The sequence below is a fragment of the uncultured Sphingobacterium sp. genome, assembly GCF_964277905.1.
Classification (GTDB): Bacteria; Bacteroidota; Bacteroidia; order Sphingobacteriales; family Sphingobacteriaceae; genus Sphingobacterium; species Sphingobacterium siyangense.
The window spans coordinates 212,706-229,255 of record NZ_CAXYKD010000045.1 but is presented as its reverse complement, the minus strand read 5'-3'; the positions used below and the strand labels follow the sequence as shown (position 1 = coordinate 229,255).

The 16,550-nt window shown below is 39.8% G+C and carries 14 protein-coding genes; 5 read left to right on the top strand and 9 right to left on the bottom strand.

The features are described from left to right. The first annotated feature begins 269 nt into the window (after positions 1–269). The gene (locus tag ACHWSC_RS21215) at positions 270–1,829 is read left to right on the top strand and encodes a calcineurin-like phosphoesterase C-terminal domain-containing protein (protein WP_394678092.1); all 1,560 of its coding nucleotides are present in this window, start codon (positions 270–272) and stop codon (positions 1,827–1,829) included. Between the two features lie 388 nt (positions 1,830–2,217). Here the strand turns inward: ACHWSC_RS21215 and ACHWSC_RS21210 are convergent, their stop codons facing one another. The 5 genes from ACHWSC_RS21210 to ACHWSC_RS21190 all read right to left on the bottom strand — a co-directional run bounded on the left by ACHWSC_RS21210 (position 2,218) and on the right by ACHWSC_RS21190 (position 7,473). Beyond that, positions 2,218–3,543 (bottom strand): mechanosensitive ion channel family protein, encoded by a 1,326-nt coding sequence (locus ACHWSC_RS21210; protein ID WP_394678091.1) that lies wholly within the window; start codon positions 3,541–3,543, stop codon positions 2,218–2,220. Between the two features lie 39 nt (positions 3,544–3,582). Next, positions 3,583–4,953: a nucleoside permease gene (locus tag ACHWSC_RS21205; RefSeq protein WP_394678090.1), complete on the bottom strand. Its 1,371-nt coding sequence runs from the start codon at positions 4,951–4,953 to the stop codon at positions 3,583–3,585. Between the two features lie 45 nt (positions 4,954–4,998). After that, entirely contained in the window at positions 4,999–5,625 is a 627-nt protein-coding gene (locus ACHWSC_RS21200; protein ID WP_046674002.1) for a bifunctional nuclease domain-containing protein, read from the bottom strand. Between the two features lie 115 nt (positions 5,626–5,740). Beyond that, a complete protein-coding gene (locus tag ACHWSC_RS21195; protein ID WP_394678089.1) occupies positions 5,741–6,715 on the bottom strand; it encodes an electron transfer flavoprotein subunit alpha/FixB family protein in 975 nt (324 codons plus the stop codon). Positions 6,716–6,735: 20 nt separating this feature from the next. Next, positions 6,736–7,473, bottom strand: a complete 738-nt coding sequence (locus tag ACHWSC_RS21190) for an electron transfer flavoprotein subunit beta/FixA family protein (RefSeq protein WP_153846577.1) — start codon at positions 7,471–7,473, stop codon at positions 6,736–6,738. A gap of 402 nt (positions 7,474–7,875) precedes the next feature. Here ACHWSC_RS21190 and ACHWSC_RS21185 point away from each other — a divergent pair, with 402 nt between their 5' ends. Further along, positions 7,876–8,208 carry a tetratricopeptide repeat protein gene (locus tag ACHWSC_RS21185; protein ID WP_394678088.1) on the top strand — a complete coding sequence of 111 codons (333 nt, stop codon included), beginning with the start codon at positions 7,876–7,878 and terminating at the stop codon, positions 8,206–8,208. Between the two features lie 84 nt (positions 8,209–8,292). After that, positions 8,293–8,712 (top strand): copper resistance protein NlpE, encoded by a 420-nt coding sequence (locus ACHWSC_RS21180; RefSeq protein WP_120335376.1) that lies wholly within the window; start codon positions 8,293–8,295, stop codon positions 8,710–8,712. Between the two features lie 567 nt (positions 8,713–9,279). On the opposite strand, the gene ACHWSC_RS21175 is transcribed toward ACHWSC_RS21180, so the two are convergent. The 4 genes from ACHWSC_RS21175 to rsmI all read right to left on the bottom strand — a co-directional run bounded on the left by ACHWSC_RS21175 (position 9,280) and on the right by rsmI (position 13,689). After that, positions 9,280–10,416 carry a cysteine desulfurase family protein gene (locus tag ACHWSC_RS21175; protein ID WP_394678087.1) on the bottom strand — a complete coding sequence of 379 codons (1,137 nt, stop codon included), beginning with the start codon at positions 10,414–10,416 and terminating at the stop codon, positions 9,280–9,282. Between the two features lie 217 nt (positions 10,417–10,633). Next, a complete protein-coding gene (gene lnt, locus ACHWSC_RS21170; RefSeq protein WP_394678086.1) occupies positions 10,634–12,256 on the bottom strand; it encodes an apolipoprotein N-acyltransferase in 1,623 nt (540 codons plus the stop codon). 23 nt (positions 12,257–12,279) lie between these two features. Next, positions 12,280–12,987 (bottom strand): PH domain-containing protein, encoded by a 708-nt coding sequence (locus ACHWSC_RS21165; RefSeq protein WP_201665890.1) that lies wholly within the window; start codon positions 12,985–12,987, stop codon positions 12,280–12,282. Between the two features lie 36 nt (positions 12,988–13,023). Continuing rightward, positions 13,024–13,689: a 16S rRNA (cytidine(1402)-2'-O)-methyltransferase gene (rsmI, locus tag ACHWSC_RS21160; RefSeq protein ID WP_083663502.1), complete on the bottom strand. Its 666-nt coding sequence runs from the start codon at positions 13,687–13,689 to the stop codon at positions 13,024–13,026. 111 nt (positions 13,690–13,800) lie between these two features. Here rsmI and ACHWSC_RS21155 point away from each other — a divergent pair, with 111 nt between their 5' ends. Together ACHWSC_RS21155 and serS are read left to right on the top strand one after the other, a co-directional pair. Further along, positions 13,801–14,874, top strand: coding sequence for a class I fructose-bisphosphate aldolase (locus ACHWSC_RS21155; protein ID WP_112373629.1), 1,074 nt, complete (start codon positions 13,801–13,803; stop codon positions 14,872–14,874). A 312-nt stretch (positions 14,875–15,186) separates the two neighbouring features. Next, entirely contained in the window at positions 15,187–16,458 is a 1,272-nt protein-coding gene (gene serS / locus ACHWSC_RS21150) for a serine--tRNA ligase (protein WP_394678085.1), read from the top strand. The last annotated feature ends 92 nt before the right edge of the window (positions 16,459–16,550 follow it).

Here is a 16,550-nt window from a genome sequence, read left to right as displayed (position 1 = left end):
GTCAGGGAGCAAGGGCAAGAAGATCGATTTATCAGCTAACAACATACATACTGATAGGGGAAATAGGTAGCTAATAGGGACCTGAAGGGACCTCATTTGGGTGAAACCCCATGAAAGATGTATGAAATCCCTGTGATTATACTGTTAAATATGGGTTAAATAATACATTGATGTTATATCGTTCTTTCTGTTTTTTGATGAATTCTTTATATTCTCTTTATACTCGTTTAACCTGAATCGAATACTTTAGCGCCAAAACAAAATTTCATATGAAAGCATTTTTGGCATTAGCAATTTCCTGGGCATTCGTAAACGCGGTGCAGGCCCAAGATTTTGCGAAAGGAAAAGTTTATCTCGACATAAACAAAAACGGAAAATTGGATAAAAACGAAAGAGGCGTTGCTTCCGTTGCTGTTAGTAACGGGCGTGAGGTGACGACAACCGATGAAGATGGCAATTATCAGTTGCCTGTTGGAAATGACAACATCATTTTCGTGGTTAAACCGACAGGCTACACTTTGCCTTTGGATGAAAATAACCATCCAAAATTTTATTATATCCATAAGTTAAATGGTAGTCCAGCTTCAAAATATCCTGCTGTTGCTGCTACAGGGAAAATTCCGGCTGCTGTAAATTTTGCATTGTACCAACAAGATGAAGATCCTAACTTTTCAGCTTTTGTTTTTGGTGATCCACAGGCCTACACGGAGGAAGAACTGGCCTATTTCAAAAACGGTGTGATCAATGAAATTTCAGATAAGACAATTGCGAAATTTGGAATAAGCTTAGGCGACTTAGTGGGAGATGATCTTTCACTACAGCCAAAGTATAAATCGGTGATTTCCACGATGGGATTGCCGTGGTACAATGTCATGGGAAATCACGATATGAACTATGATGCCAAAGAGGATAGCCTCTCCGATGAATCGTTCGAGCGGACTTTTGGCCCCAACAACTTTGCGTTCAATTATGGAAACACGCATTTTATCATTCTTGATAATATCATTTATCCGAATCCGCGGACAGGTAAAGGTTATTTAGGTGGATTCCGTAAAGATCAGCTTGATTTTGTGGAGAATGACTTAAAAAACGTAGCTAAAGATAAATTGATTGTATTGGCATTTCATATTCCTTTATATCATCAAAACTCGGATGTCTTTCGTAACGAAGATAGACAACGTCTGTTCGATATTCTGGCTCCATTTAAGCATACCTTGTCTTTGTCCGCGCATACACACTTTCAGCGCCAATATTTTTATGGACAAAAGGACGGATGGAAACAAGAAAAGCCACATCACGAATATAATGTAGGTACAACCTCTGGTGACTGGTATTCGGGCGAGTTGAATGAAAAGGGAATTCCTGTTTCTACAATGCGGGACGGTACACCAAAAGGGTATGCCATTTTAAAAATCGAGGGCAACCAATACAGTTTTGATTATAAGGTTGTAGGTAAGCCGGCAACGTATCAGATCGATTTATATGGAGCTTCGGTCGTTCCAGAAAAATACACAAAGAGATATCCGATATACGCTAATTTTTTTATTGGAAAGGAAGGTGATAAGGTAACGTATAGAATCAATCAGGGCGAATGGAAGGAAATGGATTTTGTCAATGAAAACGATCCAGCGTTTCTAAATTCTTTGGCTAAGTACGATACAGCAACTGAATTAAAGAATACGCGTAGACCTTCAAACCCTGAAAAATCCAGTCATCTGTGGACGGCTAATTTGCCCAAATTAAAAGCGGGTAAATATCAGATTGAGGTTCAGGCTGTTGATCTTTTCAATAGAGTACACCTGGCAACGAAGACTATTGAGGTGAGATAAATAACCGGTTGTAGAGTTGTTTTAAGTTTAAAGATAGCTTAAGATGCACTTAACATAACCATCCTATATTTGTGTAGAGTAATTTTTGATTCATAAAGAGTTAGGGTTAATGTGTAGATCTGTTGTGAAACACGTCTGAAAATTTAGTTTGTTTTTAAAGTGAAGGTAATCTCCCCAGATTACCTTTCACTGTTTTTAGACCTTTCACTTTAAATTATGCCGCCAAAATTTAAGTCCTTCTACTACGATCCATTTTTTACACTTTATCCAGTTTGCAGCTACAAACTTTGTTAAGCTGTTAACCTGATATATGAATGTTAGTGCTGTAGCTGCTTTTTTTTCTGAAAGTGACTGATGTTATTGGCCGGAAAGAACTTTCAGTTCGCTTCTACCGCTGTTGGTCTGCGAAGTCATGAAGGTTTTGTTGTCGGATAACCTGCCGGAAATCATCTGATGCCGGATTTTCAAAGATCTCCAGGTCGAAGTATTTTGTTGCAGCAAATAAGTGGTCGAATACATCTGAAACAATTCCTTCGTAATATTCCCAGCGGATATCATTTACAAAGAAATAAAGTTCGACCGGAACACCGTGTTCGGTTGAAGCAAGCTGACGTACCATCAAGGGCATGGTCTTGTGAATATTGGGATTTTGACGTAGATAGGTGAGTGTATAAGCTCTGAACATCCCTAAATTGGTCATTTTGCGGCCGTTTATGGGATTTGATTGATCTATCTGCTGTTCCGTGTTGAATTGGTCAATTGTCTTGGCACGCTCCTCGATATAAGGCCGCAGAATCTGTATATTTTTGAGTCTTTCAATTTCTTCATTTTCCAAAAAACGGATCGTGGAAATTTTGATGTTTATGGCTCGCTTTAAGCGCCTCCCGCCCGATTGCTGCATACCCCTGTAATTTTTGAAAGAATCCGACAATAGCGTATGTGTTGGTATCGTCGTAATAGTCTTATCAAAGTTCTGTACTTTCACATTATTGAGGTTAATCTCTTTGACAGTTCCATCGGCGCCATATTTAGGCATTTCTATCCAATCGCCTACACGGATGGAGTCATTGGCTGAAACTTGTATACTGGCAACAAATCCCAATATAGTGTCTTTGAATACCAACATCAAGATTGCTGACGCGGCACCCAGGGATAATAAGAAGGACCAAGGGGATTTTCCAGTCAATATCGAAAAGCAGATCGTCCCACCGATAAATAATAGGATAATCTGGCACACCTGTAAATAACTTTCCAGGGGCTTGTCGGCAAAAGATTTCTTCATGCGCAGCATGTCCCGTAAACTTTTCAGAAGCGAATGGATAATCAGTAAACTGACGACGGTCGTTGCTATGTCAAGTATTTTATTGCTGTTTTCTTTCCAGGTTGGAAAACCCATGAAGATAATGGGCATGATATATTGTGCCACTAATATCGGAACAAAATGAGCAATAAGTTTCAGCGTTTTATTGCGGATCAGTAGATCATCAAAGCGATTTGTACTTCGCCTGATGGCTTTGATTGTTAACAGGAGTAACGTTCTTTTGGTGAAATAGTCAATGACGATCAAAAACAGGATAACCAGTAAGAGTAAAAGGATCGAGTTCACAAAGTGGCTCCCCTGATTATCAAGACCAAGTTGTTTAATCCATTGAAATGTCCAGTTATAGATGTAGGATTGGGAATCTTTGAATAATTCCGTTGCTGTGCTTTGCATGTTACAAATATACAAAAAGCCGCAATTAGCGGCTTTCGGTTATTTTGAGTTTAGCGGTTCACGCTCATGTTTATGTCTAAAGAATACAGCAAAGAAGATTGCTATAATCAAGGTGTAGATGGCAAATGCAAGCCAGATATCATGCCAGTCTTTTAGCATGAGATTACCACTTAACATGCCGTCAGGTAATATGGAAATACTCTTTTCCTGTAGAAAATGTAGAAAATGGGTATTATCGATTGTTGTATCCAGATATTGTGCGAGATCCTTGCTGTTTTGAAAACTTTTGGTAAAGTAGTGGTCAATGATCCAACCCGATGCAAAACTGCCTACAACGGCACCGAAACCATTTGTCATCATCATAAATAAGCCTTGTGCCGAGCTGCGTATGCTTGATGTTGTTGAGGTTTCAACAAATAAAGAACCTGAGATATTAAAGAAGTCAAATGCCATACCATAGACGATACAGGATAATACAATCATCCAAAGTCCGCCCGCAGGGTCACCAAATGAGAATAATCCAAAACGTAATACCCAGGCAAACATCGAAATCAGCATGACCTTTTTTATACCGAATCTTTTGAGGAAAAATGGAATAGCAAGAATAAAAAGTGTTTCGGATATCTGTGAAATCGACATAATGATGGTCGAATATTTCACAACGAAAGATTCTGCAAATTTAGGGTAGAATTTAAATTCATCCAAAAACACATCACCGTAGGCATTGGTCAATTGGAGTGCGGCACCTAGGAACATGGAAAAAATAAAGAACAAAGCCATTTTATAATTTCCAAAAAGTTTAAATGCTTCCAAGCCTAATAGTTGTGTCCAGGAAGCATCTTCCTGTTGTAACTTCTTCGGTGGACATTTAGGTAATGTAAAAGCATAGAGACTTAAAGCCAAAGCTGCGGTTCCGGCGATATAAAATTGATAAGCTGTAGCCTTGTTGCCTGTTAAATTGGTGATCCACATGGCAACGATAAAGCCTATCGTTCCGAAAACCCGGATAGGGGGGAATGCCTTAACCAAATCGTAGTTATTTTCATTCAATGCTGTGTACGCAATGGAATTGGATAGGGCCAAAGTCGGCATATAAAAACACATCGCCGCAAGCATCGCATAAAAAAAGGTGTTTGGATCATTTACCTGAGGTAAATAGAATAAAACACCCGCATAACATAAGTGAAGAATAAAATATAGTCTTTCGGCATTTATCCAACGATCGGCGATAATTCCCATCAGGGTAGGCATAAATAAAGAAGCGATCCCCATGGTTGCAAAAATAGCTCCAAATTGTGTGCCATCCCATTGTTTTGTGCCAAACCAATAGTTTGCTATTGTAATCAACCATGCTCCCCAGACAAAAAACTGAAAGAAGCTCATAATGGTCAATCTTAATTTAATAGACATAAATCGATGTTATTTAAAATTTTTGTTTCGCTTTAATGAAAGGAGTTATTTTCTTTTGGAAATTTCATCCCTAATCAATGCAGCCTGCTCGTAGTTTTCTTCGGTCAATGCCTGATTAAGTGCTTGCTCCAGTTGCTCATCTGTCAACGAGGAGAAAGGATTTTGTGGGGATTTTGAAGGCGTTTTTTCTTCGACCTCAACAACACTTGGATCCTGAACTTTATTGGATTTGTCTAGGTTTTCCAAAAATGCAAACTCATGTCCCTCAATGATAATTCCAGCAGAGGACATAATAAATTCGTAGGCATAGATCGGAGCTTCAAACCGTACAGCCAGTGCAACGGCATCGGATGTGCGGGCATCAATCTCGACAATCTTGTTGCCGTCGGAACAGATAATTTTAGCATAAAATATCCCTTCAATCAAATTATAGATCAGTACTTCAATGAGTTTAATACCAAAAGAATCTGCAAAAGATTGAAATAGGTCGTGTGTCAGCGGACGACTAGGAATCATTTTCTCTATCCGAATAGCAATAGCTTGAGCCTCGTGGCTGCCGATAATGATGGGCAATCTTCTGTTGCCCTCCACTTCTCCCAATACAAGAGCATAAGCCCCAGATTGCGTTTGACTATAGGATAAACCAACGATATCTAATCTGATTTTCTTCATTTTAATTCCAAAGCGGTCTACAAACTTAGATAAATTTGCTTTTATATGCAATTATAACAAATAAAAACTCCCCATTCATTTTGGATAAATGGGGAGAATATATCGGAAGAAAGCTTTAAATACCTTTGTAAGCCTTCAATGCCTGCGTTAATTTCGGAACGACGTCGAAAGCATCGCCTACAATTCCATAATCGGCCACTTTGAAAAAGGGCGCTTCTGGATCTTTATTGATGACAACGATTGTTTTAGAAGAGCTTACTCCGGCCAAATGCTGTATTGCTCCGGAGATACCGATAGCAATGTAGAGATTGGGGCTAACAACAATGCCTGTCTGGCCTACGTGCTCCGAATGCGGGCGCCAGCCGGCATCAGATACGGGTTTTGAACATGCTGTAGCTGCACCAAGGACGTCTGCAAGTTCTTCCACCATACCCCAGTTTTCAGGTCCTTTTAAACCACGGCCTGCGGAGACGACGATTTCAGCTTCAGGTAAGGAAACTTTGTCTGTTGCTCGGACAATCTCTTTGACCATCGTTGTGAAATCTGTTTGGTCAATATTCGGAGCAAAAGTTTCGACAGTTGCGTTACCACCGGTCTCTTTTGTTTCATATGCATTCGGGCTTAGTGCGATGACCTTTATATCCGAGGATAGTTCGAGCGTAGCGAACGCTTTGTTGGAGAACGCTGTTTTTTTGACAGTCAGTTTGTCGCCATTGATTTTCGGTAATTCGAGTGCACCATCGGCCAGACCAGCCTCTAATTTGGCTGCAATACGTGGAGCGAGTCCTTTGCCCGAGAATGAGTTGGATAGCACAAGTATTTTTGAACCAGTACTTTTTACGGCCTCAGCAATGATGCTTGCATACGCTTGGTTTACAAAAGAAGTGAGTCGCTCATTGTCGACATTTAATACTTTGGAAGCACCGTACTTGCCCAAGCCAGCAAGTTCGTCTCCAGCGACATTTCCAACTGAAATCGCAACAAGATCAGTCTGTATGTTATCGGCGATGGATTTTGCATAAGAAACAACTTCAAAAGCAGATTTTTTGAATTTTCCATCGGTATTTTCTACATATACGAGTATAGACATGGTGTTTTAGCGTTTAAAGATTAAATAACTTTAGCTTCGTCGTGAAGAAGAGAAACTAATTTTTCTACCTCGGCAGCGTCAACAAGTTTGACCGTACCGCGCGGAGCTGGTGTCTCATAACTGACAATGTGTTCAAGAACGTCTATAGCGGAAGGTTCGAGCACATCTAATGGTTTCGTCCGCGCACTCATAATACCACGCATATTAGGTATTTTTGGCTCGGCAACACCTTCTGCTGTACCAATGACGATTGGCAGCTTTGCTGTCAATACTTCTTTTCCACCTTCAATCTCGCGCTCAACTGTGACTGCGTCGCCCGCAATATCAACTTTTTTGGCAATGGAAACAGAAGGAATATGCAGCAGCTCTCCTACGATTGCCCCCACTTGAGCACCGTTATAGTCGATGGATTCACGGCCAGTTAAAATTAAGTCAAATGCATTGTCTTTGGCATACTTTGCTATCTGATTAGCAACAAACCAAGCATCGCGTGGAGCGGCGTTAATCCGTACAGCATTGTCTGCGCCAATTGCCAATGCTTTTCGAATGGTTGCATCTGTAGATGCATCGCCCACATTGATGACAGTTACGGTTCCTTTTCCACCTTCAGCCAACTCAACTGCTTTGGATAAAGCAATTTCATCATAAGGGTTTATAATGAATTGTACACCAGCTGTATTAAATGCAGTGTTGTCATTTGTAAAAGTGATTTTGGATGTAGTGTCAGGGACATTACTTATACAAACTAATATTTTCATATACGATTGGTTTTACTCAAACTTACCATATTTTCTTTCAATTAAAAAGCGCTAAGGCGTTTTAAATTCTGTTAAAGAGTCGTCTTGTGATTTTGATGAATTTTTAATTTTACTAGTTATTTTCGTGTATTTTTTTTGATGTGATGTGATATTAAGGTGTTTTGTTGTACTTTTTGTAATTTTTTATTTTAAATAGCCGGTTTTTGACAATAGATTTATTGCGTCAGCAAATTGTCATTTTATATGCTAGCATAGTAATTTCAGAGAGCATAGTCGCTCATTCGAGGTTCCTGTTTATAAAAAGCTTTCGTGTGATATGGAGAGATGCGGAATTGTTTGAGGAGGATACACAATTAAATTGCATATAAAATGCAATTTGTCTAAGTTTGAAATAAAAAAGATATGTCGACACGATTGGATCAACTGAATGAATTTTTGAAAGAGAGCCCCGAAGATCCTTTTTTAAAATATGCAATTGCAGCTGAATATCTCAAGCAGGAAGATGAACAAGAGGCTATGTTGAGATTCGAGAATTTAGTACATACGAATCCAGATTATGTTGGAACTTATTATCATTTGGGTAAATTGTACGAAAAATTAAATAAACAGGAGTCCGCGATTGCTGCCTATAGATCCGGAATTGAGATCGCCCGCAAGACGCGTAATTTCCATGCTTTGGGCGAGTTACAAGGTGCATTGTCATTCTTGACAGATGACGATGAAGATGATTTTTAATCTTTTCTAAATTTTTGGTATTTAATTTGTTATGAATTTATTGGTGTAACTGTTAGATGCTGATTTTTTTGAATTTGGAATGAGATGAAAAGGTTTATTTGGATTGTGGGTTTGTTGTTGACAATTGGAATGGTGGGATGTGATAATCCCAAACAAAGTGTTGCGGTCTATAAAGATAATTTACAGGACCTAAAAGGTAGGGATAAGGCGGAAGTAGTGATTGGTGAATACAAAGGTGTAATGCCTTGTGCGGATTGTGATGGTATAGAAACACTTATTTCATTGCATGCTGACAACACTTACCAATATTCATCTAAATACCTTAATAAAAGTGATGATGTGTTTATGCGTGAAGGAAAATGGAAATTGGATGGTAATATCATTACACTGGACGGCGTTGACTATAAGTTCAAATTAGGAAATCGGATACTCAGTCAGTTGGATCTTTCCGGAAATGACATTACGGGAGATATTTCCAGATATTATGTCTTGACAAAAAATTGAATCTAGCATAAAAGATGTATGAAAAATAAAAAAGCCGAATCTATTTTCGGCTTTTTTATTTTTTGAAATTATTCACTTTCCCCAATATTGCAATCCTTAGTTGGGATTATACTGAAAGTTTTCTTCCCTTCTTCTCTTTAATTTTTAACCACATCAAGTTAGAATCAAATAGGCTCTTTTAACAGTGCTTGTTCAGTGATTGTTCAGTGCTCGTTCAGTGCTTGCTCAGTATGAACTGAATAAGCACTGACTGATCACTGTCTAAAAACTGATTGAAAATTGTTATTAGGTATGAGTTGGTATAATGATGTATAAGTTCGGGTAATTATGGTAGTTGTCGAAAATGGGTTGTACGTGTCCAGAACGGTTTAGCGAATACAAATATGCCGTGTAACTTGCTGTTGGATGAGGAGGTCCTTTTACTCCAGCTTGCTGCTGTGATAGCACGCTGGAGCAAGATTAAACTTATCTAACTCAATGTAGCGCTAATTAAGAATTCTTGCTTGAATTTTTAATTAGCGCTACATTGAGCGATCTTATTCGTTGTCTGTTGTCAACTATAAAATATTAGTTGTTTTTAGTACAAAGTTCTTTTAACGTTCCTACGACGAAGTCAACTTCTTCTTTGGTGTTATGCTTGCAGAATGAAAAACGAACTGAAGGTCGTTCCGAGCTGGATTTTATTGCGCCCAATACATGCGAGCCTATATCTGTTCCTGAACTGCAGGCACTGCCACCAGAGCAGGATATACCCGCAATATCCAGGTTGAATAAAAGCATGTCGGCAAGGTCACTACATGGGAAAGAAACATTTAGTACGGTATACAGAGATTTATCAGGTTCAATAACACCATTAAAATCAATCTCAGGGATTGCTTTTTGCAACTCGTCGATCATATAAGATTTGAGTCCTTGAATATAAGCGTGGTGTTCTTCCATATGCTCATAGGCAAGTTCTAAAGCTTTGGCAAGACCCGCTATTCCATAGACATTTTCTGTTCCACCACGCATGTTGCGCTCTTGTGCTCCACCATAGATTAAGGGTTTAATTTTGTTATTCGCATTGATGTAAAGAAAACCAACTCCTTTTGGGCCGTGGAATTTATGGGCAGCTCCTGTTATAAAATCTATTTTGAGGCTACCAAGATCATGTGGATAATGCCCCATGGTCTGTACCGTGTCCGAATGGAATATCGCATTATACTTTTGGCATAACTCGGAGATACGTTGAATATCGTTAAGATTTCCGATCTCATTATTGGCATGCATAATGGAAACAAACGTACGCGGATTGGTACTTAAAAGTTCTTCCAGCTGGTTGAGATTTAAATTACCTTTTTCGTCAACTTCCAATAAGTCGAGGTGCACTTTTCCGGCTTTTTCAAGCTCCTCTAACGTATGTAATACAGCATGGTGCTCTATCGGCGAGGTGATGGCATGGGTTATTCCAAAGTCGGCGATTGACCTAACGATGGCCATATTGTCGGCCTCGGTTCCACCCGATGTGAAGAATATCTCTGATGGAGATACATGAAGTAGATTGGCTATCGTTTTACGTGCTTTTTCTACAATTGTTTTTACTTGTCGTCCGTGACTATGGATAGAAGATGGATTTCCAAAGTTATTGTTCATCACATCCACCATTACTTTTATTACTTCAGGATCTAAGGCTGTAGTCGCTGCATTATCAAAATATACTTGCATGCTGCAAAATTACAAATCTCCAAAGTAAATTAAAGGTATTAAATGACTTATTTTTATCATTTTATTTTCCTAATTATAGCTGATAGGTGTTGGCTTGCCGGGGGCTCATCAGAATTAGGTTCTTTTTGCCGAGGAAGGTATAGGATTAGTGCTTTCCCATTCTGATATAGAAAAAATAGCGCCAAGTTACTATTTCAGTTTGGCGCTACTTTTCAATTTAGATAAGTTCTTTTTTTCGTCGGACCACGATGAGTATCACAAGTCCGCCCATTGCGAGCACCAAACCCAAATAGGCAGCAATATCACCTGCTTGCGTGTAGAAAGTAATTTCTTCATTTAAATTAATTTCCTGATTTAGGGCCGCAGGCTGCCACCATTTAGTCTGTTGTACAATATCGCCACGTTGATTGATAAAGCCTGAAATCCCTGTATTTGCGGATCGAGCAACCCAGCGCCTGTTTTCAATCGCACGCAGTTTAGCATACTGTAAATGCTGGTCTTTGCCCGAAGTATTGCCCCACCAGCCATCGTTGGTGATGATCGCAATAAACTGAGCGCCTTTTTTGACATATTGGGAAACATAATTGCCCCAAATGGATTCATAACAGATTACGGGTGCGGCACCAATACCGCTTTGGGCATAGAATACCGAAGGTTCAGCCTGTTTTCCGTAGCCACCTGTCGTACCGCCGAATGCTTTAAATAAAGGTTTCAGGAAGTTCATCGCTGCGCCAAAAGGCATTTGCTCTACGCCCGGCACGAGTTTAGACTTATGGTAAAACTGAAGTTTGGAGGAAAAATCGATCAATGTCGCAGCATTGAAATTATCCTGGTATACATTAGGAGCTATTTCACGCGCAGTAGGTGTTTTTGCATAGTTGTACAACTGATAGCTTTCAATACCTGAAAGTACATTTCCATTTTTATATTGATCTAAAAATTTTAAAATGCGCTGGTAAGAATAGGTTTCCCTAAAGTTTTCCTCGTCAAAATCGCCGTTCTGTGAAAGTGCAGTTTCTGGCCAGATAAAAAACTCCGTATTGGGTTTGGCGACTGAATTTGATAAGGCGAATAAGGTGTTTAATTGTTCCTCGGGACTTAAATTGAATTTAATATAAGGGTCAATGTTCGGTTGAACAACAACAATCTGCGCAGGATTCTGATGTTCTTCGTAGTTGAAGTAACGTATCAGCGAGTAGGCGCAGGGAACCAACAATATAGTCGCCAAAGAGGCAAGAGGAATAATCTTACGTTTGATCGGATAAAGTCCTTTTCCATTGAGGTAAAGTGTAAATACCAAGATATTGACCAGCCAGATCCATATTGTTCCGCCATAGACACCTGTGATGTCGTACCATTGGATCAATTGGTGGAAACTTGCGAAACCATTACCTAAAGTCATCCAAGGGAAGGCTAAATCCCAGGATTCGTGTAGAAATTCATAGCTTATCCAGAATCCCATTAATCCGAAAAGGGATAACAGGATGTTCGTTTTGCCTCGTAATTGCCCATATAACCTGAAAGCCAGGGCCATTAAAGCGGCGCCAAGACAAAAAGGTATCAGACTGATGACAACAGCTGCAAAAGGCGGCATAACGGCCGAAATGGAGTTGTAAACCCAGTAAATGGAAGCCGTGTTCCAAACAACAGCCGTGAGTCCCGCTGTAAGAAATACTTTGCGGCCTTTTCTTTGGAGTGTTTCACTGCGGATAATGTTTTCTACAGCAATCAGCAAAGGCACAAAACCAATAAATAACAAGGGACTGGAATAGGGGATTGGAGGCCAGCCCAACCACAATAAAAAGGCACTTAAAAGTGCCAGTAAATAGTTATTTTTCACGCTATATTTTCTCCCATTTATGATTATAAACTGGATAAAACTTCTCTCTTTTTACTTTCGTATTCCTCTTGGGTAATCAATTGTTTGTCGAAGAGTGTTTTTAATTTTTTGAGCTTTAAGGTAATTTCATCATCTTCCTCTTCTTTAACGGGTGGAGCGGGCGGGATGTTTGATACCGTTGGCGCTGGCGGAGTTACTGGTGCCGATACAACAGGTTGAGGTGCCGCGGGAGCCGTAACTGCTGGCTGAACCGGTGTATTATTTTCTGGTCGTTCGATAATCACTTCCTTCGCAACTGTTGGAGCAATGACTATTTTTTCTTTTTCGGCAGCCAATTCGGCTTTTTTATAGTTTTCAAGGGCGGCTTTAATATATTGATACAATTTCCTAGCCTGAACTTTAGGGATATAGTCTATGCTTAAATTTTCGCCAGTAAATGGTATAACCGTAACTTTTGAACCGAATATTTCTTCCTTGAAGGCAATATCCTTGATATCTTGCCAACCGAAGATTTCAAAATCAGTAGCCAGACCCAGTTTAGTAAATTCGCACATAAATATGCGTTTGTTACTGATGGTGATACTATCTGGTAAAATAGTAACTGCAGGTTTCTTTTGAACTGCAATATAATCTATTTTTTCCCCTGGAGTAAGCATATCTTGGACTTTAGTAACCAATTTTTCAATGATTTTTATGTCCTGCCCGTCCTGTGCAAATTGTTCCATGTTCATGTCAAATACTTTTTAATACCTAAAGATTGTCAAAATTTATTCCAATCCCGCTACACAAAATACAAATTCTCCTTTAATCGGATTGTTTTCAAAGTGTAATTTTAAATCAGTTAATGTTCCGCGAACATTTTCTTCATAGAGTTTGCTCAGTTCACGTGATATCGAAGCTTGTCTTTCTGCGCCAAAAACGGTGATAAATTCTTCGATGGTTTTGAGAATACGATGTGGCGACTCGTAGAAGATCATCGTTCTTTTTTCCTCTGCCAAAGCTTTTAAGCGCGTTTGCCTTCCTTTTTTGACGGGTAGAAAACCTTCAAAGCAAAAACGGTCGTTGGGAAGACCCGAATTGACAAGCGCTGGCACGAAAGCTGTTGCGCCTGGTAAGCACTGCACTTCAAGCCCTTCTTTGATGGCCTCACGTACCAGCAAAAATCCTGGATCTGAGATCGCCGGTGTCCCTGCGTCTGAAATCAATGCAATGTTTTGCCCTTCTTTCAAGAATTTAATGATTTCAGATACCGCTTTATGTTCATTGTGCTGATGATGCGCAAATACTTTTTTGTCGATTCCAAAATGCTTCAAAAGCGGAGCGCTGGTCCTTGTATCCTCTGCTAAGATGAGGTCCACTTCTTTCAGGACATTGATCGCACGGAACGTCATGTCCTCCAGATTGCCAATAGGTGTCGGAACTAAATATAACATGGTCAAAGTTAAGTTTTTTTTACTATATAATATGCGCTAAAACATTCTGTGCTTTTTGGAGTTTTATTTTAAAGATAATGGTAAACTCCATCACTTTATTTTAAATAAATTATGCAATACATCGAAAAAATACAGGCACATCTGGGTGCAGAAGCGAGTTATTTGTTAGAATTTGATCAACCCGCAGTTTCCAAAACAATGCTTCATCTTCCACAAGCGGCATTTATTGACCAAGTATATAGTTCGAGTGATCGTAGTCCGCAAGTCTTGCGTAGTTTGGGGCAACTTTTTGGAACGGGACGGTTAGCCAATACCGGGTATCTTTCGATATTGCCTGTAGATCAGGGAATCGAACACAGTGCAGGAGCTTCTTTTGCGCCAAATCCACAGTATTTTGATCCGGAAAATATTGTCAAGCTAGCTTTGGAAGGAAACTGCAATGCCGTGGCGTCTACCTTTGGGGTTTTAGGAGCAGTTGCCCGAAAGTATGCACACAAGATTCCATTTTTGGTTAAAATCAATCATAATGAACTATTGACCTATCCCAATCGAGCCGATCAAATCTTGTACGGAACAATTCGCGAAGCCTGGAATATGGGAGCAGTTGCGGTAGGGGCGACCATATATTTTGGATCTGAGGAATCAGACCGTCAGATTATAGAAGTGGCAAAAGCATTTGAAGAAGCACATTCTTTGGGGATGGCGACGGTATTATGGTGTTATCTGCGCAACTCGGCGTTTAAAGTAGGTGATAAAGATTATCATTTAGCAGCGGATCTTACCGGACAGGCCAATCATTTGGGTGTAACGATCAAAGCGGATATTATTAAGCAAAAACTACCCGAATTGAACGGTGGCTTTAAAGCACTGAATATGGGTAAAAGTAGTTATGGAAAGCTGGATGAACGCATGTATACGCAGCTTTCTTCCGATCACCCTATTGATTTATGCCGCTACCAGGTGCTTAATTGCTTTGCCGGTCGGGCTGGCTTGATCAATTCTGGTGGAGCTTCGGGACAGAATGATATACAGGAAGCTGTAAAAACTGCGGTTATCAACAAGCGTGCAGGTGGCACGGGGTTGATATCTGGCCGTAAGGCTTTCCAAAAGCCAATGAATGAAGGCGTCGCATTATTACATGCTATTCAGGATGTCTATTTATGCGATGAAGTAAGCATTGCTTAGCAAATGCGCATCACATGAGTTCATCGAGTTGAATCTCAGTACAGGGCTTTGCGTGTAGATCGAATTATAGAGCGTATCGATTAGGCGTCTAATGGATACGCTCTTTCTATGGATTATGGGGTGTAAATACCGATTCCATGGGAGATTGGTCTCCCATGGGCTGATGGATGTTAGCCGGTGCGGTGTAATGAAAATAGAGAGCCTTAAAGTAGTCAAAAAGCCTTTTGGATGGTGGTTTAGGAATAAAATTGCTTGTAAATAAAGGCAAATTTATCTAAGTTTGTTCACTATTTTAAATAACACATTTATATTATGTTGCAATTAAATTATATCCGTGAGAACAGGGATACGGTAATCGAAAGATTGGCTGTCAAGCATTTCAAGGAAATTGGATTGGTCGACGAAATCATCAGTTTAGATGAAGAGCGTCGTAAGATCCAATCGGAATCTGACGCACTTTCGGCAGAGGCTAATGCGGCAGCAAAACAGATTGGAGATCTGATGCGCCAAGGTAAAAAAGAAGAAGCTGAAACCGTTAAATCCAAATCCTCGGGATATAAGGAGCAAGTGAAGCAACTTTTGGATCAATTGGGTACAATTGAAGCAGCATTGAATGAGAAGATCGTACAATTGCCTAATTTACCGCATCAATCCGTTCCAGCAGGTGTAAGTGCTGAGGACAATGAAGTTGTTTTGAGCCACGGCGAAATCCCGGCTTTGTCGGAGGATGCATTGCCGCATTGGGAATTGTTGAACAAATATGATATTGTTGATTTAGAGCTTGGCGTAAAAGTTGCCGGTGCAGGTTTTCCTATCTATAAAGGTAAAGGCGCTAAATTGCAACGCGCATTGATCAATTTCTTTTTGGATCAGGCAGCAGAAGAAGGATATGAGGAAGTACAGGTGCCTATTTTGGTCAATGAAGATTCTGCATTTGCTACGGGGCAATTACCGGATAAAGAAGGACAGATGTACTATGTGGGTAATGACAATCTGTATTTGATCCCTACGGCTGAAGTTCCGGTCACCAACATTTATAGAGACGAGATTGTGAAAGAAGGACAGTTTCCGATCAAACATTGTGCTTATACACCATGTTTCCGTCGTGAAGCAGGTTCATACGGGGCACATGTACGTGGATTAAACCGGTTGCACCAATTTGATAAAGTGGAGACGGTGCAGATTGTACATCCTGAAAAGTCCTATGAAGTGTTGGAAGAAATGAGTTTATACGTACAGCGTCTGTTGCAGAAATTAGAGCTGCCTTATCGTGTATTGCGTTTATGTGGTGGAGATATGAGTTTTACTTCTGCATTGACTTATGACATGGAAGTGTATAGTTCTGCTCAGAAACGTTGGTTGGAAGTATCTTCCGTTTCCAATTTTGAAACTTATCAGGCGAATCGTTTGAAGGTCCGTTTTAAGAATGCTGATGGCAAGATGCAGCTGGCACATACCTTAAATGGTTCTGCACTAGCTTTACCACGTATTGTCGCAGCGATATTGGAGAATAATCAAACAGAAAAAGGAATTAAGATTCCTGCAGTTTTGGTGCCGTACACCAAATTTGAGTATATCGATTAAATATCAATAAATAAGTCGTCTTTAGACTTATTTAATCTCAATATGAAAGACGCTCAGCCTGAGAAGGTAGAGCGTCTTTTTTTGTTATAACT